Origin of the sequence: Bradyrhizobium sp. CCGB01 (genome assembly GCF_024199795.1) — a bacterium.
GTDB lineage: Bacteria > Pseudomonadota > Alphaproteobacteria > Rhizobiales > Xanthobacteraceae > Bradyrhizobium.
Genome location: NZ_JANADK010000001.1, coordinates 3,118,996 through 3,137,055, shown reverse-complemented (window position 1 = coordinate 3,137,055; position 18,060 = coordinate 3,118,996). Strand labels below are relative to the sequence as shown.

At 64.3% G+C, this 18,060-nt stretch carries 17 protein-coding genes; 7 read left to right on the top strand and 10 right to left on the bottom strand.

Translation table 11 applies throughout. From position 1 onward, the window contains the following. Positions 1-23: 23 nt before the first annotated feature. From NLM25_RS14390 to NLM25_RS14375, 4 genes are all read right to left on the bottom strand, one after another. Positions 24-428 (bottom strand): YccF domain-containing protein, encoded by a 405-nt coding sequence (locus NLM25_RS14390; protein WP_254137368.1) that lies wholly within the window; start codon positions 426-428, stop codon positions 24-26. An 88-nt stretch (positions 429-516) separates the two neighbouring features. Further along, positions 517-1,323 (bottom strand): enoyl-CoA hydratase/isomerase family protein, encoded by an 807-nt coding sequence (locus NLM25_RS14385; RefSeq protein WP_254137367.1) that lies wholly within the window; start codon positions 1,321-1,323, stop codon positions 517-519. 107 nt (positions 1,324-1,430) lie between these two features. Further along, the gene (locus NLM25_RS14380) at positions 1,431-2,975 is read right to left on the bottom strand and encodes an acyl-CoA synthetase (RefSeq protein WP_254137366.1); all 1,545 of its coding nucleotides are present in this window, start codon (positions 2,973-2,975) and stop codon (positions 1,431-1,433) included. A 112-nt stretch (positions 2,976-3,087) separates the two neighbouring features. After that, positions 3,088-3,897: a crotonase/enoyl-CoA hydratase family protein gene (locus NLM25_RS14375; protein WP_254117504.1), complete on the bottom strand. Its 810-nt coding sequence runs from the start codon at positions 3,895-3,897 to the stop codon at positions 3,088-3,090. A gap of 105 nt (positions 3,898-4,002) precedes the next feature. Between NLM25_RS14375 and NLM25_RS14370 the strand changes: the two genes are divergently transcribed. Both NLM25_RS14370 and NLM25_RS14365 read left to right on the top strand, forming a co-directional pair. Next, complete coding sequence (locus tag NLM25_RS14370) at positions 4,003-4,875, top strand: SDR family oxidoreductase (RefSeq protein ID WP_254137365.1); 873 nt, start codon at positions 4,003-4,005, stop codon at positions 4,873-4,875. Between the two features lie 78 nt (positions 4,876-4,953). Next, complete coding sequence (locus tag NLM25_RS14365; protein WP_254137364.1) at positions 4,954-6,534, top strand: fatty acid--CoA ligase; 1,581 nt, start codon at positions 4,954-4,956, stop codon at positions 6,532-6,534. 280 nt (positions 6,535-6,814) lie between these two features. Here NLM25_RS14365 and NLM25_RS14360 read toward each other — a convergent pair whose 3' ends face one another. Beyond that, positions 6,815-8,089 (bottom strand): acyl-CoA dehydrogenase family protein, encoded by a 1,275-nt coding sequence (locus NLM25_RS14360; protein ID WP_254137363.1) that lies wholly within the window; start codon positions 8,087-8,089, stop codon positions 6,815-6,817. Positions 8,090-8,301: 212 nt separating this feature from the next. Here NLM25_RS14360 and NLM25_RS14355 point away from each other — a divergent pair, with 212 nt between their 5' ends. Next, positions 8,302-9,081: an enoyl-CoA hydratase-related protein gene (locus NLM25_RS14355; protein ID WP_254137362.1), complete on the top strand. Its 780-nt coding sequence runs from the start codon at positions 8,302-8,304 to the stop codon at positions 9,079-9,081. A gap of 185 nt (positions 9,082-9,266) precedes the next feature. Here the strand turns inward: NLM25_RS14355 and NLM25_RS14350 are convergent, their stop codons facing one another. From NLM25_RS14350 to NLM25_RS14340, 3 genes are read right to left on the bottom strand one after another with little or no spacing between them, the layout of a single operon-like run. Further along, positions 9,267-9,644, bottom strand: a complete 378-nt coding sequence (locus NLM25_RS14350; RefSeq protein ID WP_254137361.1) for a DUF6285 domain-containing protein — start codon at positions 9,642-9,644, stop codon at positions 9,267-9,269. Positions 9,645-9,646: 2 nt separating this feature from the next. Continuing rightward, a complete protein-coding gene (locus tag NLM25_RS14345) occupies positions 9,647-10,633 on the bottom strand; it encodes a phosphotransferase family protein (protein WP_254137360.1) in 987 nt (328 codons plus the stop codon). Further along, positions 10,630-11,418, bottom strand: coding sequence for an enoyl-CoA hydratase/isomerase (locus tag NLM25_RS14340; protein WP_254117493.1), 789 nt, complete (start codon positions 11,416-11,418; stop codon positions 10,630-10,632). The genes NLM25_RS14345 and NLM25_RS14340 overlap by 4 nt, the downstream gene beginning before the upstream one ends. 166 nt (positions 11,419-11,584) lie before the next feature. Here NLM25_RS14340 and NLM25_RS14335 point away from each other — a divergent pair, with 166 nt between their 5' ends. From NLM25_RS14335 to NLM25_RS14320, 4 genes are all read left to right on the top strand, one after another. Then, positions 11,585-12,364 (top strand): SDR family NAD(P)-dependent oxidoreductase, encoded by a 780-nt coding sequence (locus NLM25_RS14335; RefSeq protein WP_254137359.1) that lies wholly within the window; start codon positions 11,585-11,587, stop codon positions 12,362-12,364. 132 nt (positions 12,365-12,496) lie between these two features. Beyond that, positions 12,497-12,877, top strand: a complete 381-nt coding sequence (locus tag NLM25_RS14330; RefSeq protein ID WP_254117490.1) for a VOC family protein — start codon at positions 12,497-12,499, stop codon at positions 12,875-12,877. 298 nt (positions 12,878-13,175) lie between these two features. Further along, positions 13,176-14,453 (top strand): acyl-CoA dehydrogenase family protein, encoded by a 1,278-nt coding sequence (locus NLM25_RS14325; protein ID WP_212482965.1) that lies wholly within the window; start codon positions 13,176-13,178, stop codon positions 14,451-14,453. A gap of 192 nt (positions 14,454-14,645) precedes the next feature. Next, on the top strand, positions 14,646-15,263 hold the full coding sequence (locus NLM25_RS14320; protein ID WP_254137358.1) for a flavin reductase family protein: 618 nt from the start codon (positions 14,646-14,648) through the stop codon (positions 15,261-15,263). A gap of 80 nt (positions 15,264-15,343) precedes the next feature. Here NLM25_RS14320 and yghU read toward each other — a convergent pair whose 3' ends face one another. After that, a complete protein-coding gene (gene yghU / locus NLM25_RS14315) occupies positions 15,344-16,222 on the bottom strand; it encodes a glutathione-dependent disulfide-bond oxidoreductase (protein ID WP_254137357.1) in 879 nt (292 codons plus the stop codon). Positions 16,223-16,324: 102 nt separating this feature from the next. Then, positions 16,325-17,992 carry an NAD(P)/FAD-dependent oxidoreductase gene (locus NLM25_RS14310; RefSeq protein WP_254137356.1) on the bottom strand — a complete coding sequence of 556 codons (1,668 nt, stop codon included), beginning with the start codon at positions 17,990-17,992 and terminating at the stop codon, positions 16,325-16,327. Positions 17,993-18,060: the final 68 nt, after the last annotated feature.

The window sequence follows — 18,060 nt, the reverse complement described above, 5'->3', positions numbered from 1 at the left end:
CTGAAGCCTGCGAGCCGAGAGCTCTAGACCGGCACGATCACTTTGCCGATCGGCCAGAGCGCGATCCCGGCGAGCTTCAGATGGGCCCAGGCGAACGGGATGCCGATGATGGTGACCGCGAGGACCAGAGCGGTCAGGAGATGGCCGAGTGCCAGCCACCAGCCGGCGAGCACGAACCAGATGATGTTGCCGATCACCCCGAGCGGACCGGTGCCGATATCGCTCTCGCCGGTGACCTCGTAGCGGCTGACCGCCCTCGAGCCGAACGGCAGCAGCGTGTAGACCGCGATGTTGAACGCCGCCCGCGCCCACGGCAGGCCAATGATGGTGACGGCCATGATGACCGCGGCGACCAGCCAGCCGAACGCCATCCAGGCGCCGCCGATGAGGATCCAGAGCAGGTTGAGCAGGATGGAAACGGGAGCCATGGGATGATCCGCGAGACAGTGACGCCACCTATATAGGGACGAAATCTGTCCCTGCTAGGACGGCGTAGCCCGGACCGCACGACGACGCCTACCGCCCTTCGAACTTCGGCTCGCGCTTCTCCATGAAGGCCTTCATGCCCTCGGCCATGTCCTGAGTCTTGAACAGCGGCAGGAGCTGGAGATAGACGTGGTGGACATGATCGGAGAAGTTCTCGTTCATCCCCATCCGCATCATGCGCTTGGAGGCCTGCACCGCGAGCGGCGCGTTGGCGGCGATCTCGCGGGCAATGGCGTGGACGCGGTTCATCAGGTCGGCGTCCGGCACGACCTCGTTGGCGAGGCCCCACTCCAGGCACTCGCGCGCGCTGAGCGTGCGGCCGGTAAAGATCAGCTCGGAGGCCTTGGCCCAGCCGAGCATCCGCGGCAGCAGCCAGGTGCCGCCGGATTCCGGCACGACGCCGCGCTTGACGAAGGCGGCGGCAAGCTTTGAGGACTCCGCCATGATGCGGATATCGCAACCGAGCGCGGTGTCCATGCCGTAGCCGGCGGCGCCGCCATTGACGGCGCAGATGGTCGGCTTGTCCATCGCCTGCAAGACCGTCGGCGGCGTGTTGCGGAGGTTGATCGTGGTCGGCGACGAGGCGGCGCTGAGGCCGTTGCCGTCGCGCTCCTTGCGGAGGTCGAGGCCCGCGCAGAACGCCCTGCCCTTGCCGGTGAGGATCACGACACGGACGTTCTTGTCCTCGTTGGCCTCGGTCAGCAGCCGCGCCAGATCGTTCAGCATCGGGCCGGAGATCGTGTTCATGCGCTCCGGCGCGTTCAGCGTGATGGTCGCGATGTGATCGGCGACCTCATAGAGGACTTCCTTGGTCGTATCCGCACCTGCGTCGCTCATGGGAGTCCCCCTCTTTTGTAGCCCGGATGAGCGTAGCGACATCCGGGATTTTAGCTCTCACCGTCCCGGGTATCGCTTCGCTCACCCGGGCTACGGGCTACGAACTGTCAAATCTTCCGTCCCGCGCGCTCCCAATAGGGGTCGCGGAGGCGGCGCTTGAAGATCTTTCCGGAGTCTTCGCGCGGCAAGCCGCTGCGGATCTCGATGTGCTTGGGCACCTTGTAGTCCGCGAGGGAGGTCTTCAGGCGCGCACGGACATCGGCGGCATCGAGCGTGATGCCGGACTGCGGCTCGACCACGGCCATCAGCGCCTCGCCGAACTCGGTATCGGGGATGCCGAACACCGCGCAATCATGCACGCCGGGCACCGCGTGCAGCACGGATTCGATCTCCGCTGGATAGATATTGACGCCGCCCGAGATCACCATGTCGCGCTTGCGGTCGCAGATGAAGACATAGCCGTCCTCATCGAGGTAACCGACGTCGCCGGAGGTGATGAAACCGTCGCGGTCGATCTCGGCGCGCTTTTCCGCCTTGTTGTGGTAGGTGAAATCGGCCATCTCCGCCATGCGGGAATAGATCTCACCGATCTCGCCCACCGGCAGCTCCCTTCCGTCGTCACCGATGAAGCGCAGTTCGGCGCCTGGCGAGATCCTGCCGACCGTTCCAGGCTTCTTCAGCGCATCCTCGGAGGTCGCGAAGGTGACGGCGCCGGATTCGGTCGAGCCGTAGAATTCGTAGATCACCGGCCCCCACCATTCGATCATCGCGCGCTTGACTTCGGCCGGACAGGGAGCTGCGGCATGAATGATGTGGCGCAGCGAGGAGACGTCGTATTTCCTGCGAACTTTCTCCGGCAATTTCATCAGGCGGATGAACATGGTCGGCACCATGAAGATGGTGTCGATCTTGTACCGCTCGATCAACTGGAGGAATTCTTCCGCCTCGAAGCGCGGCATCAGCACCAGCGCGCCGCCGAGCTTGCCGGCGCGGATGCCGAACGAGTTCGGCGCGGAATGATAGAGCGGGCCCGGCAGGATCGTGCGGGCGCCGGGCTTGAGGCCATAGATCATCGCACGCATGCGCTCCGCGGCCGCCGCCTGTTCCGGCGTGGGCGCATTGCGCCGGACGCCCTTGGGATGGCCTGTCGTCCCCGAGGTGTAGATCATGTTCATGGGCTGCGGCACGACCGGCCCGTCGTAGGGCGGGTGTTGCGCGAGCCAGGATTCGAAATCGATCGCGAAGGCCGGCGTCTTCAGGTGATCGGGATCGATCTTGTAGCTGAACAAAATCTCCGGCGGCGTCGGCACGCTGAGCACGGTGACGCCCTTCGGAATCGCATCGCGCAAGGCGTGCAGCATGTCGGCATGTCCGATCAGGACTGACGTTCCGGTATCCCCGAGGATGTAGTTGATCTCCTCCGGCTTGAAGTGCCAGTTGATCGGCACGCCATAGGCACCGAGCCGCATTGCGGCGTAGGCGGCTTCGAGGAAGGCAATGTCGTTGCGCATCAGCATGCAGACGCAATCGCCCTGCTTGACGCCGATTTTGGCAAGGCCGGAGGCGATGCGATCGGCGCGGCTGGCTACCTCCGCATGATTGCGGCGGCGGTCGCCGGAGACGATGCCGAGGAACTTTGACGCTTCGCTCATTTTTGTTTTTCTTTGTTGTTGTGTTCGTCATTCCGGGGCGATGCGCAGCATCGAACCCGAAATCTCGAGGTTCCGGGTCTGGTCCTTCGGACCATCCCGGAACGACGGAAAGCTAGTCCGCATACTTCGCCGCGCGCTTCTCCAGATTGGAGCGCACCGCCTCGGTCTGGTTGGCGCTGCCGATCAGCTTCTGCTGCTCGACGGACTCCGCGAGCAGCGCGGGACCCGGATCGACCGAGAGATTGTTCAGCAGACGCTTCGCCGCACGGATCGCATCCGGGCTCTTGCCGGCGATCTCGCGCGCGACTTCGAGTGCCGTGGCGCGCGGGTCGTCGCAGATGCGCGTCGCGAGACCGTAGGTCATCGCCTCCTGCGCGGAGAAGATGCGGCCAGTATAGGTGAGATCGCGCAAAATGTCGTCGCGCACGAGACTTGCGAGGATCGGCGTTCCCGCCATGTCCGGAACGAGGCCCCATTTGATCTCCATCACCGACATCCGCGCATCGGGCGAGAGGAAGCGCATGTCGGCGCCGAGCGAGAGCTGGAAGCCGCCGCCGAAAGCGACGCCGTGCACGGCTGCGATGACGGGAACCGGAAGCTGGCGCCATCCCCATACCGCCTGCTGCGGAAAGTTTGCTTGCCCATGCGTCCGCTTGGTGAGATCGCGATTTTCGCCACCCGGAATTCCGTTGCCGCCCTTCTCCTTCATGGCGGCAAAACGCCCCATGTCGAGACCGGCGCAGAAGGCGCGGCCTTCGCCCGAGAGCACGACGACACGCACGCCCTTTTCCTTCGAAAGCCGCTCGGTTGCCGCGACAAGGGCCTCGAACATGGCCTGATCGAGCGCATTCATCTTGTCCGCACGCACCAGACGCACGTCGGCGACGCCTTCCGAGATCGAGATCGAGACGCGCTCTTCCATGGATGAATTCTCCCCTGTTCTTGTTCGGTGCCGCTTTACAGGAAGACGGCGGCCGGATTTAGTCAATCGACCAATTAACTGACAATCCGTACGGGAGAAACAGCCATGTTCAAGGAAAATCTTCTGGCTGGACGCCGCATTCTCGTGACCGGCGGCGGGACCGGGCTCGGCAAGTCGATGGCGGCGCGCTTCCTTCAGCTCGGCGCCGAGGTGCATATCTGCGGCCGGCGCAAGATCGTCTGCGACGAGACCGCGACCGAGCTGATGGATCAGTATGGCGGCCGCGTCACCAGCCACGGCGTCGACATCCGCAACGCGCTCGCGGTCGAGGAGATGGTCGAGACCATCTTTCGCGAGGCGCCCCTCACCGACCTCATCAACAACGCCGCCGGCAATTTCATCTCGCGCAGCGAAGAGCTCTCGCCGCGCGGCTTCGATGCCGTCGCCAACATCGTCATGCACGGCACGTTCTATGTCACGCATGCGGTCGGCAAGCGCTGGATCGCGCTGAAACAGCCCGGCAATGTCGTGTCAATCACCGTGACCTGGGTGCGCAACGGCTCGCCTTACGTCGTGCCGTCGGCGATGAGCAAGTCGGCGATCCACGCCATGACGATGTCGCTCGCGACCGAATGGGGCCGGTACGGCATCCGCCTCAACACGATCGCGCCGGGCGAGATCCCGACCGAGGGCATGAGCAAGCGCATCAAGCCGGGCGACGAAGCCGGCGCGCGCACCAGGGCGATGAATCCGATGGGCCGCGTCGGCACCATGGAGGAGTTGCAGAACCTCGCGGTGTTCCTGATCTCCGGTGGCTGCGACTGGATCACCGGCGAGACCATCGCCATGGACGGCGCACAGGCGCTCGCCATGGGCGGCAATTTCTACCAGCTCCGCGACTGGAGCGACGACGACTGGAAGACCGCGCGCGAGAGCATCATGGCGCAGAACGAGAAGGACCGGGCGAAACGAGGGTGATCTTCCTCTCCCGTATTGTCTTTGCCCCCGGATGACGCCACACTCCGCGGTATAAAAACAAAACGCCACGGGAGAGACATGTCCACCACACAGCCATTGGCGAACCTCGCCGACATGGTGCGCGAGCGCGCGAAGAGCCGCGGCGATGCGATCGCCTATGAGTTCGAGGGCCGCCTCACCAGCTTTGCCGAATTCGACGTCAGGACCAACAAGGTCGCCAACGCGCTGATCGCGATGGGCGTGAAGAAGGGCGACCGGATCGCCTATCTCGGCAAGAACAGCGACCTCTATTTCGAACTACTGATGGGCGCGATGAAGGCCGGTGTGGTGATGGCGCCGGTGAACTGGCGGCTCGCCGGGCCCGAGGTTGCCTTCATCGTCGCCGACTGCAAGGCCCCGGTGCTGTTCGTCGGGCCGGAATTCATCGCGCAAGTCCATCAGATCAGGGACAAGCTGCCCGGCGTCCGTACCATCATCACGACCGAGGGCGGCGCGCCGGAATGGCAGGATTTTGCGGGCTGGCGGGATGCACAGAGCAGCGATGATCCGAGGGTCCCGATCACCCCACAGGATATCGCGATGCAGCTCTACACCTCCGGCACCACGGGCAAGCCGAAGGGCGCGATGCTGACGCATTCGAACTTCAACAGCCTGCTGCAGGCCGGGAGCGGCGCGGACACGCCGGAATGGAACAGGTGGTCGACCGACGACGTCTCGCTGGTCGCGATGCCGATCTTTCATATCGGCGGCTCCGGCTGGGGCGTTGTGGGACTCGGCCACGGTGCGCGCAGCGTGATCGCACGCGAGTTCGATCCGACCAAGGTGCTCGACTTCTTCGAGCAATTCGGCATCACGAAGCTGTTCATGGTGCCGGCGGCGATGCAATTCGTGGTGCGGCAACCGCGCGCGAAGACCATGGATTTCTCGCGGCTGAAATACATGCTCTATGGCGCCTCGCCTATTCCGGCGGCACTGCTGAAGGAATGCATCGAAATCTTCAAATGCGGGTTCGTGCAACTCTACGGCATGACGGAGACGACCGGGACCATCGTCGCATTGCCGCCGGAGGATCACGTCGAGGGCCTCGAGCGGATGCGCTCGGCTGGAAAGGCGCTGGCGGGCGTGGAGCTCGCGATCCTAGATCCCGACGGCAAGCCGCTGCCGCCGCGGCAGGTCGGTGAAATCGCAACGCGCTCGGACCACAACATGGCCGGCTACTGGAATTTGCCTGAGGCGACCGCCGCGACGCTGCGCGCCGACGGCTGGCTGCGCACCGGCGATGCCGGCTACATGGACGAGGACGGCTATCTCTACATCCACGACCGCATCAAGGACATGATCATCTCGGGCGGCGAGAACATCTATCCGGCCGAGGTCGAGAGCGCGCTGTGCGATCATCCCGACGTCGCCGAAGCCGCCGTGATCGGTGTGCCCGATGACAAATGGGGCGAAGCCGTGAAGGCGGTCGTGGTGATGAAGCCGGGCAAGCAGGCGACCGCCACCGACATCATCAACTTCACCCGCGAGCGCATCGCCGGCTTCAAGACGCCGAAGAGCGTAGAGTTTCTGCCGGCCCTGCCGCGCAATCCCTCGGGCAAGATCCTGCGGCGGCAATTGCGCGAGCCGTATTGGACGGGGAAGGACCGGCGGGTGAATTAGCCCCGCCGTCGTCCCGGGGCGCGCGCAGCGCGAGCCCGGGACCCATAACCACAGGATCGAGTTTTGCGAGGGCTCGGAGTGACCGGCTCGCCCCGAACTTCTCCCTGTGGTTATGGGTCCCCGCGTTCGCGGGGACGACGTCGGGGAGAAATAAGCAGCAACGCCGGCAGTACCGTAGGGTGGGAAAAAGGCGCAAAGCGCCGTGCCCACCATTCTTCGATTACGAGAGAGCTGGTGGGCACGCTCGCGCTTTGCCCACCCTACGATGCCGGTGCAAGCCTCAATGCTTCCCCGGCCCCATATACCCGAACAAAAATCCCGCCACCTTGCGCATCTGGATCTCCTCGCTGCCCTCGGTGATGCGGTAGCGGCGATGGTGGCGGTAGATGTGCTCGAACGGCTTGTGGCGTGAGTAGCCCATGCCGCCGTGGACCTGCATGGCGCGGTCGGCGGATTCGCAGCAGAGGCGGTTTGCCCAGTAGTTGCACATCGAGACGCGGTCGGAGAGCGTGCGCTCGATCTGCTCCTCGGTGAGCTGGTCCATCTCCCAGGCGGTCTTGCGGATCAACAGGCGCAGCATCTCGGCTTGCGTGGCAAGCTCGACCAGCGGGAACTGGATCGCCTGGTTCTCCGCGAGCGCCCGGCCGAACGGCTTTCGCTCACGCGCGTATTTGACGCTCTCGTTGATGCAGTAGACCGCCGCGCCGAGCGAGCTCGCCGCCTGGCGGATCCGGTTCTGGTGGACGAAACACTGCGCCAGCGACAGGCCGCGGCCGACCTCGCCGAACAACGCATCCTCCGGAACGAACACGTCCGTAAAACTGACGCGGGGATGGTCGGTCGGCATGTTGAAGGTCCACATGTACTCCTCGATCCTGACGCCATGGCTCTTGGCCGGCACCAGGAAACAGGTGATGCCGCGGGCATCGCCGTCATTGCCGGACGTGCGCGCGAACAGCGCACAATGCGTGGCGACGTGCATGCCGGTCGTCCACATCTTCTCGCCGTTGATGATCCAGCCCTTGACGTTGTCGCGGGTCGCCGGCACCGCGCGCGTCTCCATGTGGGTCGCATCCGAGCCGTGATGCGGCTCGGTCAATCCAAAGGTGATGCGGTACTTGCCCTTGATCGAGCCGTCGATCATCGCCTTCTGGTCGTCGCGGCCGTAGCGGTCGAGCATGGTGACGACGGGAAAATTGCCGACGATCGAGTGCTCGTTCTGGAGGTCGTTGTGCAGGCCAAGGCCCTTCGCCGCAAAATGCTCGCGGATCACGGCCATCCAGAGGTTGGAGCCGTCCTTGCCGCCATACTGCTTCGACACCGGAAAGCGCAGATGGCCGGCGGCGTCTGCGAGATCCTTTGCCTTGCGCAGCAGCGCCTCCCACTCATGGCGCGGCAGGCCGCCATTCTCGAAATCGGTGCGCGCCCATTCGCGGCGATGATCGAAGAAGCGGATGTTGTCGTCGGCTTGCTCGAGCGGCTTGATCTCGCGTTCGATGAAACGGTCGAGCTCTCCGAGATAGGCGACGAGATCGGCAGGCAATGAGAAATCCACAGGTTCTCTCCCGGATTGATTTTATCGTTTTGCGTTAAGGCGCTAGGCGCGTTTTGCTTCGCACGATTAAGGTGAGAAGAGCGCGCGCAAGTCAAGCAAAGCGAGGCGTGTGACAGGCGCAAGGCGCGCCCGCGCATTTCGATGGTGCTCTCGTGCTGGCGCGCGGTAGTATGACGCCAATATTCCTTCACGAGAAAATGCGGGAGCGCGCGATGGAGCTGAAATTCTCAAAGGTGGAACGCAAGGGGCCGGTCACGATCGTCACGCTGTCGCGGCCCGAGGTTTACAACGCGCTCCACACCGATGCACATTTCGAGCTTCAGAAGGTGTTCGACGATTTCGCTGCCGACCCCGAGCAATGGGTCGCGATCGTCACCGGCGCCGGCGAGAAGGCGTTCTGCGCCGGCAACGATCTGAAGTGGCAGGCCGCCGGCGGCAAGCGCGGCTGGGACAAGGGCGGCTTTGCCGGCCTCACTGCGCGTTTCGACTGCGACAAGCCGATCATCGCCGCGGTCAACGGCGTTGCCATGGGTGGCGGCTTCGAGATCGCGCTCGCCTGCGACCTGATCATCGCTTCCGAGAACGCGACCTTCGCCCTGCCCGAGCCGCGCGTCGGTCTTGCAGCGCTTGCCGGCGGCCTGCACCGGTTGCCGCGCCAGATCGGGCTGAAGCGCGCCATGGGCATGATCCTCACCGCGCGCCATGTCAGCGCCAAGGAAGGGCATGAGCTCGGCTTCGTCAACGAGGTCGTGCCACAGGGCGAGGCGCTGTCGGGCGCGCTGCGCTGGGCGGAGATGATCACCAAGAACTCGCCGATGTCGATCCGCGCCTCGAAGCAGGCGATCCAGAAGGGTCTCGCGGTCTCGCTGGAGCAGGCGATCGAGGAGCAGCGCGAATATCCGGCGGTGAAGGCAATGGTGGCCTCGCAGGATTACGTCGAAGGCCCCAAGGCGTTCTCGGAGAAGCGTCCGCCGAAATGGGTGGGGAAGTAGGAGGCCTTTCGCCGCCACAACGAGACGCCCCCACATCAGCGGTGTCATGCCCCGGCTTGACCGGGGCATCCAGTACGCCGCAGCCCATCGATCAAATCACAACTGTCTCGGAGTACTGGATCACCCGCCCCGGTGCGCAAGTGCGCACAAGGCGGGCGATGACAGCGAGTATGGCGCGCGACTTCCTACTCGCCCCGCCCCAGCTCCCGCTTGTACGACGCATAATTCGGTTGATCGACCGCCAGCTTGTCCATCGTGGTCGCCCACAGATGCTCGACAAGGCCCGGCGTTGCGAGGCCCGCTTCGCCCTTGGCGATGCGCTCGGCGAGCGCGCGGTTGAGGTCGGTGACCGAGCCGTCCATGCCGAGCAGCGCGCGCAGGCGCTCCACCTCCGCGGCGTCGCTCCCCTCCTCCCGCGTCAATTGCCGCGTGACGAGGTCGAGGATGTTGACGGCGACGCGCAGCTTGAAGGCCTGGTGGCCGGAGATCAGCGGCGTGATGTCGTTACGGAGGAAATCGGCAACCGCCTTGGTCAGCTCGATCGGTGTCGGTTCGTCTTGCATGCTTAGCTCCCGCGCGGCGCGAGCAGCCGCAACAGATCGATCTCGGTCTCGCTGGCGCGGCGGCCGATCATGGCGCGCTCCATCGAATGGTCCGGTCCCTCGCGGAACCGCTGCATCATGCCGCCGCACATGATGCCCCAGCGCAGCGTGCCCATCACTTCCCAGAATTTGACGCGCTCGGGATCGCATTTGCGGCCGGCTGCCTCATAGCCGGCGAACAGCTCCTCGCGCGAGCCGAAGCCGCCGACCGGCTTGTCGATCTCGCCGAAGCGCCAGGAGTTGACGCAAACCCAGCCGAGATCCTCCATGGGATCGCCGAGATGGGCAAGCTCCCAGTCGAGCACGGCCCGGACGCCGTCGGCACCGATGATGAGATTGCCGTTGCGGAAATCGCCATGCACCAGCGTGGTCTCGACCGACGGGCCGGGATCGTGGTCGCGCAGCCAGCGCAGTGCCAGCTCGAACACGGGCTTTGGCCAGTTCAGGCTGCGATAGTCGCGCTCGAACTCGGAGATCTCCTGGGTCGCGTTGCGGCTGCGAAGCTCGGGCAGCTTGTCCTGCGGCAGCCTGTGCAGGCCCGCAAGCACGCCGCCGATCTGCCGCGCGAGCCGCGGCCGTGCCGCAGCAAATTCCTCATCGCGCAGAATCTTGCGGGCGATGGTCTCGCCCTCGACCCGCTGCATGATGAAGCCGGTGCCGAGATCTTCATCCGGCGTCAGTACATGCATCACACGCGGCGACGGCACGCCCGCCTCGAAGGCGAGCTGCATCAGCTGCGCTTCGGCGGCGAGGCCCGCCGCGCGCGTTGGGGCTGCGCCATAGCCCTTCGGCGAGCGGCGCAGGATTGCGCCGATCGCCCCGTCGGGATGCACGATGTCGAAGCGCCAGGTTTCCTGACTGGCGCCGCCCGACAGCTTTGCTGCGCCGGTGACGCCGGTTGCGCCCTTGCACCAGCGCTGGACGCTGCGAAAAAGCTCCGCCTCGATCATTTGCCTTTGAACTGCGCCGGGCGCTTCTCCAGGAAGGCGCCGACGCCTTCGCGGAAATCATCGGTATCGCCGGCGCGGAGCTGGCACTGGAATTCGAGGTTGAGCTGGTCCTCGAAGGAATTTTCCGGGCTGTCCCAATAGAGCTTGCGGATCAACGACAGCGCGACCGTCGGCCCGCTCGCGAGGTCGCGCGCAAGCTTCATCGCCTCCTCCATCAGCACGCCGTCGTCGTAGACGCGGTTGACGAGGCCCCATTCCAGCGCCTTCTCGGCCGGCAGGCGCTCGCCCATCAGCGACAATTCGATCGAGCGCGCCCGGCCGACGAGGCGCGGCAGCAGCCAGGTCGAGCCGCAATCCGGCACCAGGCCGATGCGGCGGAACGCCTGCAGGAAGTAGGATGAGCGCGCGCACAGGATCATGTCGCCGAGCAGTGCGAAGCTCATGCCGGCGCCGGCGGCCGGGCCGTTGACCGCGGTCACGATTGGGCAATGCAGATTGCGGATGCGGCGCAGGAAGGGATGAAAACCGGTCTCGAGCGTCAGGCCGGCCTTGGTCTTCTTCGACTGGTTGTTGCGGCCCTGAAGATTGGCGCCCGTGCAGAACGCCCGCCCCGCGCCGGTCAGCACGACGCAGCGCACCTCCTCCTTCTTCTCCTCGATCGCGTCGAGCGCGTCGGCGAGGCCGCCCAGCATGTCCATGGAGACCGCGTTCATCACCTCCTGATGGTCGAGCCTGAGGATCGCGACCGAACCATCGAAATCGAGCGTGACGTGTTTGAACTGCATGGTTTCCTCGTGCGTTGCGGCCTGTGTCAGTTTCGCAGACCGGAATTACTTTTGCCGGGGCGCATATTTGATTTTTGTCGCGGCCTTGTCCATGGTGGTCAGAGCATAGCAAGCAATCTTGCGCGCAGCGGCTGATGCGCCTCATGCCAAAAACAGGAAACGCGCCATGAACCTTTTCGACCTCACCGGCCGCGTCGCCGTGATCACCGGCGGCAATGGCGGTATCGGGCTCGGCATCGCGCAGGCGCTTGCCGGCCAGGGCTGCAACGTCTCGATCTGGGGGCGTAATCCTGACAAGAACAAGGCCGCTGCCGCGAGCATGGCGGGGCTATCAGGCAAGGTCGACAGCCGCGTCTGCGACGTCACCGATCCGGCCTCGGTCGATGCCGCGATGAAGGCGACGCTCGACATTTTCGGCCGGGTCGACGGCTGCTTCGCCAATGCCGGCATCGGCGGCGGCGGCCGGCGTTCCTTCATCGAGCGCACCGAGGAGGAATGGCGCACGATGTTCGCGACCAACCTCGACGGCGTGTTCCACGCGTTCCAGGCCGCCGCCAGGCATATGACCGATCGCGCCAATGCCGGAGACCCCTTCGGCCGGCTGGTCGCGACCTCGAGCCTCGCTTCGATCTTCGGCACCGCGCGCAACGAGCATTATGCGGCGACCAAGGCCGCCATCAACGCGCTGGTGCGTGCGCTCGGCGTCGAGCTGGCGCGGCACGGCGTCACCGCGAACGCGATCCTGCCCGGCTGGATCAAGAGCGACATGACCGCGGGCATCATGGCCAACGACAAGTTCGTCGCCAACGTGATGCCGCGCATTCCGGTGCGGCGCTTCGGCGAGGCCAGCGATTTCGGCGGCATCGCGGTGTATCTGATGAGCAAAGCGTCGTCGTATCACACCGCGGATACGTTCGTGATCGACGGCGGCTATACCGCATTTTGAGATCTCGCAGGGTGGGCAAAGGCGCTCTTGCGCCGTGCCCACCAATATCATTTTCGAATGTTGTGGTGGGCACGCTGCGCTTTGCCCACCCTACGGTTTCTGAGTTTGTAAGCGCAGAGGGGAACGGGCAAAATGTTTTCACACATCATGATCGGCACCAACGACCTCGACAAGGCCAAGACGTTCTACGACCAACTGCTGAACACGCTCGAGGTGCGGCCGGCCAGGGTCGACGGCCACCGCATCTTCTACATCACCAAGACCGGCGTGTTCTCGGTGTCGAAGCCGATCAACGGCGAGCCGGCCACGTGCGCGAACGGCGGCACCATCGGCTTTGCCTGCAATTCGCCGGAGCAGGTCGATGCGTGGCACGCAGCCGGCCTCGCAGCCGGCGGCGCCCCGATCGAGGATCCGCCCGGCGTGCGCCAGGGTCCGGGCGGCAAGCTCTATCTCGCCTATTTGCGCGACCTCGACGGCAACAAGATCTGCGCGATGCATCGGCTGCCGAACTGAGCCGGCCACCTCCATCGCTGTCATGCCCCGGCTTGACCGGGGCATCCAGTACGCCGCGGCCTTTCGGTTCAATCATTGCAGTCTCTGGAATACTGGATCGCCCGATTAAATCGGGCGATGACAGCGGAGATTGGCGCACAGGCTCACCGAAACTCCGACTCCATTCAAACAACATTTCAAACGCCCTGCGAAAATTCCATCGCATGGCATGGCTCGCGTGAGAAAATACGCGCTCGCGCTTTGGCGGCGCTGCGACTATTGTCCCGGCCAACACGGTCTCAGCGAAACGGGAGGAACAATGACAAAGCACACCTACATACCCCGCACCACCAACTACACCCTCAATCCCGGCGACGAGCTGAATGACCTCCGCATGTCGGACCAGGTCCGGCCGCTCTACGATCACGTCAGGAAATTCATCCGCGACACCGTCGAGCCGATGTCGATCGAATTCGCCAAGGCCGGCGAAGGCAAGCAAGACCGCTGGAGCTTTACGCCGAAGCAGCTCGAGGTGCTCGAGGTCGCCAAGAACAAGGCCAAGAAGGAAGGCCTCTGGAACTTCTTCCTGCCCGACGACGAGACCGGCCAGGGCCTGAAGAATCTCGACTACGCCTATATCGCCTCCGAACTCGGCAAGAGCCCGCTGGCCTCCGAGACCATGAACTGCTCGGCCCCCGACACCGGCAACATGGAGGTGCTGGAGCGTGTCGGTACCAAGGAGCAGAAGGAGAAGTGGCTGAAGCCGCTGATGAACGGCGAGATCCGCTCGGCCTATGTCATGACCGAGCCGAACGTCGCCTCCTCCGACGCCAAGAACATCTCGACGACCGCCAAGCTCGTCGGCGACGAATGGGTCATCAACGGCGAGAAGTACTACATCTCCGGCGTCGGCGATCCCCGCTGCAAGATCCTGATCGTGATGGTGAAGACCAATCCGGATGCGGCGCCGAGCAAGCAGCAGTCGCAGATCCTGGTGCCGCGCGACACGCCCGGCGTCGAAGTGCTGGGTCCCATGTACGTGTTCGGACAGGACCACGCACCGCGCGGCCACATGCACATGCGCTTCAACAACGTCCGGGTCCCTAAGGAGAACATGCTGCTCGGCGAAGGCCGCGGCTTCGAGATATCGCAGCTCCGCCTCGGACCCGGCCGCATCCATCACTGCATGCGCACCATCGGCAAGGCCGAGAAGGCGCTCGACTTGATGGTGCAGCGTGGCCTCACCCGCGAAGCCTTCGGCAAGAAGATCGCCCATCTCGGCGGCAACATGCAGATCATCGCGCAGGCACGCTGCGAGATCGAGGCGATGCGGCTGATGGTGCTGAAGGCCGCCAAGGCCATGGACGTACTCGGCAACAAGGAAGCCCGCGTCTGGGTCTCCATGGTCAAGGCCATGGTGCCGGAGCGCGCCTGCAAGATCATCGACCAGTCGATCCAGATGCACGGCGCCACCGGCATCTCGCACTGGACCCCGCTCGCCGAGATGTACCAGGACGTCCGCCATCTGCGCTTTGCCGATGGTCCGGACGAGGTGCACTGGATGGTGGTCGGCCGGCACGAGCTGAGCATGGCGTGATCCACACTCTCTCTTTCCCCTCTCCCCGCTTGCGGGGAGAGGGTCAGGATGAGGGGGAGCCTCCGCGAGGACGGTGACAATCGGACTCGCGGAGACTCCCCCTCACCCGAATTCGATCTGCAATCGAATTCGACCTCTCCCCGCAAGCGGGGCGAGGTGAAGAAAGCAAGCTCTCTCCCTCCAGGAGCCACCATGGACTACGCCGCCAGCGAGCTGACGCCACGCGAGCGCTACAAGGTGCTGACGTCCTTCATCCTGCCGCGGCCGATCGCATGGGTGACCTCGGTCGGGCCGACCGGAATCGTCAACGCCGCCCCCTTCAGCTTCTTCAACGCCTTCTGCGAGGATCCGCCGCTGTGTATGTTCGCGGCGAACCGCAAGCCGAACGGACAGGACAAGGACACGTTCCTCAACATCCAGCGCACCGGCGAGTTCGTGGTCAACCTCGCCGACGAGCCGCTGGCGAAGGCCATGCACGAGAGCAGCGGCGATTTCCCGCCTGACATCGGCGAACCCGACTATCTCGGGCTGAAGCTCGCGCCATCAACCAGGATTGCCGTGCCGCGACTGGCCGACACGCCCTGGGCAATGGAGTGCAAACTCTGGAAGATGATCGACGTCAACGACGACCGCCGCCTGATCATGGGCGAAGGCATCCACTTCCATATCCGCGACGAGCTGTGGGATGGCGACAAGATGCGGGTGCACATGGACCGCTATCATCCGATCGGCCGCATGTTCGCCGATCGCTACTGCCGCACGGATGACCGCGTGGTGTTTCCGGCGGCGGAGGGTGCGAAGAAGCCGTAGGGCGGATTAGCGAAGCGTAATCCGCCGAATTTTGACCGCGAAATGGCGGATTACGCCTTCGGCTAATCCGCCCTACACACCTACGACGCGGGTGCGAGCTTGTCCTGCGTCTTGGTCTCGAAGTCAGACGCATCATGCCGCTCGTGGAGCTGGCTGGCGGGATCGCCGGAGACGCGGTTGACCATGCGGCCGCGCTTCACGGCGGGACGCTTCGCGATCTGGTCGGTCCAGCGCTGCACGTTCTTGTAGTCCTGCACCGACAAGAATTCGCCGGCGCCGTAGACCAGCCCCTTGGCAAGTGCGCCGTACCACGGCCACACCGCCATATCGGCGATCGTGTACTCCTTGCCCGCGAGGTACTCGTTGTCGGCGAGGCGCCGGTCGAGCACGTCGAGCTGGCGCTTGACCTCCATCGCGAAGCGATCGATGGCGTATTCGATCTTGAACGGCGCGTAGGCGTAGAAATGGCCGAAGCCGCCGCCGAGATACGGCGCGCTGCCCATCTGCCAGAACAGCCAGGACATGGCGTCGGTGCGGGCCTTGATCTCCTTCGGCAGGAAGGCACCGCCGAACTTCTCGGCAAGGTAGAACAGGATCGAGCCGGATTCGAACACCCGGATCGGCTCCGGACCGGCGCGATCCATCAGCGCCGGGATTTTTGAGTTCGGGTTGATGTCGACAAAGCCGCTGCCGAACTGGTCGCCGTTGCCGATCTTGATCAGCCAGGCGTCATACTCGGCACCCTTGTGGCCGAGCGCCAGCAGTTCCTCCAGCATCACGGTGACCTTGACCCCGTTCGGCGTCGCCAGCGAATAGAGCTGGAGAGGATGCTTGCCGACCGGCAGCTCCTTGTCGTGGGTCGCGCCGGCAATCGGCCGGTTGATGCTGGCGAACTGGCCGCCGTTCTCCTTGTTCCAGGTCCAGACTTTTGGCGGCACGTAGGCGGGGGCGTCGGTCATGCGGGGGGCTCCGGCGGAAAGATGCGCCTGCATTAATTAGCCCGCGAATGGCCGATGACAAGCCCTGCCGGCTCTGCGTCCGGCGCGGGCCTCAGGCCGGCGTCATGCAACCTCGCCTGCTTCCAGCCTGCGCGGCCGGGCTGCGGCCTCCATCACGAAGCCCTCGTACCCCTTCGCCGCAACCTCGTCGCAGATCCGGCGGTAAACGCCGACGCCGCCGATATAGGGCATGAAGATGCGCGGCTTGCCCGGGACATTGGCGCCCATGTACCAGGAATTGGCCTGCGGATAGAGCGTGCCGTGGGCGACCTCGTTGACATGCGCCACCCATTTCTCCTCGGCCTCCCCGCCCGCCTCAATGGTGGCAACGCCCCGCCGGCGCATGTGGACGAGGCAATCGGCGATCCAGTCGACATGCTGCTCGATCGACACGATCATGTTCGACAGCACCGATGGGCTGCCTGGGCCGGTGATGATGAAAAGGTTCGGAAAGCCCGCGCTCATCAGGCCGAGATAGGTCTTCGGGCCTTCCGCCCATTTCTGGTTCAGCGTCTGCCCGCCCGGGCCGCGAATGTCGATCTTCGCGACCGAGCCCGTCATGGCGTCGAAGCCGGTCGCCATCACCAGCGCGTCGACCGCGTGGTCTACGCCCGCAACGCGCACGGCATTCGCCGTGATCTCTTCGATCGGATTGGTCTTGATGTCGACCAGCGACACATTCGGCCGGTTGAAGGTCGCGAAATAATCGGTGTCGATGCAGATGCGCTTGGTGCCGATCGGATGGCTGTTGGGCTGAAGCAATTTTGCCGTTGCGGGATCCTTGACGATCTCGGTGATCTTGCCGCGCACGAAATCCGCCGCGGTGTCGTTCGCGGACCGATCGAGGCCGAGATTGTTGTAGACATACATGAAGGTGAGTCCGCCGCGCTCCCATCGCGCCGCGTACTTGCCGTTCCTGGTCTCGTCGCTATCGTCAAGCGCACCGCGATCGGGCTGCTCGGCATAGATCCCGTTGCGCGCGACCTCGCGCGCGAACTGGCGGACCTCGGGATATTTCCTGCGGAACGTGTCACGCTCCGCATCGGTCAGGGCGGCATTGCGGGCGGGAATCGAGAAGTTTGCGGTGCGCTGAAATACCGTGAGATGCCTTGCCTGCTCGGCGATGACGGGCGCCGACTGGATGCCCGATGAACCAGTCCCGATGAGACCGACGCGCAGGCCCGTGAAGTCGACGTCTTCGTGCGGCCAGTTGCCGGTGTGGTAGACGGGACCTTTGAAGTTTTCGAGGCCCTTGATGTCGGGCTTGCGCGCGTTCGAGAGGCAACCGGTGGCCAGGACAATAAAGCTCGCCTGAACCGTCTTGTCGCCGGAGATCGTCACCGACCAGCGCTTGGTGCGCGCGTCCAACGCGGCGCGCTCGACGCGGGTGTCGAACTGGATGTCGCGGCGAAGATCAAAACGATCGGCAACGTGATTGGCGTATTTCAGGATCTCCGGCTGCGGCGCATAGCGCTCGCTCCAGTCCCATTCCTGCTGAAGCTCCTCGGAGAAGGAATATGAGTACTGCATGCTTTCGACGTCGCAGCGTGCACCGGGATAGCGATTCCAGTACCAGGTGCCGCCGACGCCACCGCCCTGCTCGTAGACCCGTGCCGAGAAACCAAGCTCGCGCAGGCGATGCAGCATGTACATGCCGGCGAAGCCCGCGCCGACGACCACTACGTCGTAGGCTTCCACGGTTTGGGCCGGACTCGCTTGCGCTGGCGACATCGGTTGGCGCTCCCTAGTTGTTTTCTCTTTGTTTGAGCCAGCATTCTCTCGCCCTCACGAAAGCGCAA

Excerpts from the sequence above, each read along its gene's own strand:
- NLM25_RS14390 (WP_254137368.1), bottom strand. The coding sequence starts at position 428 with ATGGCTCCCGTTTCCATCCTGCTCAACCTGCTCTGGATCCTCATCGGC.
- NLM25_RS14385 (WP_254137367.1), bottom strand. The coding sequence starts at position 1,323 with ATGAGCGACGCAGGTGCGGATACGACCAAGGAAGTCCTCTATGAGGTC.
- NLM25_RS14380 (WP_254137366.1), bottom strand. The coding sequence starts at position 2,975 with ATGAGCGAAGCGTCAAAGTTCCTCGGCATCGTCTCCGGCGACCGCCGC.
- NLM25_RS14375 (WP_254117504.1), bottom strand. The coding sequence starts at position 3,897 with ATGGAAGAGCGCGTCTCGATCTCGATCTCGGAAGGCGTCGCCGACGTG.
- NLM25_RS14370 (WP_254137365.1), top strand. The coding sequence starts at position 4,003 with ATGTTCAAGGAAAATCTTCTGGCTGGACGCCGCATTCTCGTGACCGGC.
- NLM25_RS14365 (WP_254137364.1), top strand. The coding sequence starts at position 4,954 with ATGTCCACCACACAGCCATTGGCGAACCTCGCCGACATGGTGCGCGAG.
- NLM25_RS14355 (WP_254137362.1), top strand. The coding sequence starts at position 8,302 with ATGGAGCTGAAATTCTCAAAGGTGGAACGCAAGGGGCCGGTCACGATC.
- NLM25_RS14350 (WP_254137361.1), bottom strand. The coding sequence starts at position 9,644 with ATGCAAGACGAACCGACACCGATCGAGCTGACCAAGGCGGTTGCCGAT.
- NLM25_RS14345 (WP_254137360.1), bottom strand. The coding sequence starts at position 10,633 with ATGATCGAGGCGGAGCTTTTTCGCAGCGTCCAGCGCTGGTGCAAGGGC.
- NLM25_RS14340 (WP_254117493.1), bottom strand. The coding sequence starts at position 11,418 with ATGCAGTTCAAACACGTCACGCTCGATTTCGATGGTTCGGTCGCGATC.
- NLM25_RS14335 (WP_254137359.1), top strand. The coding sequence starts at position 11,585 with ATGAACCTTTTCGACCTCACCGGCCGCGTCGCCGTGATCACCGGCGGC.
- NLM25_RS14330 (WP_254117490.1), top strand. The coding sequence starts at position 12,497 with ATGTTTTCACACATCATGATCGGCACCAACGACCTCGACAAGGCCAAG.
- NLM25_RS14325 (WP_212482965.1), top strand. The coding sequence starts at position 13,176 with ATGACAAAGCACACCTACATACCCCGCACCACCAACTACACCCTCAAT.
- NLM25_RS14320 (WP_254137358.1), top strand. The coding sequence starts at position 14,646 with ATGGACTACGCCGCCAGCGAGCTGACGCCACGCGAGCGCTACAAGGTG.
- yghU (WP_254137357.1), bottom strand. The coding sequence starts at position 16,222 with ATGACCGACGCCCCCGCCTACGTGCCGCCAAAAGTCTGGACCTGGAAC.
- NLM25_RS14310 (WP_254137356.1), bottom strand. The coding sequence starts at position 17,992 with ATGTCGCCAGCGCAAGCGAGTCCGGCCCAAACCGTGGAAGCCTACGAC.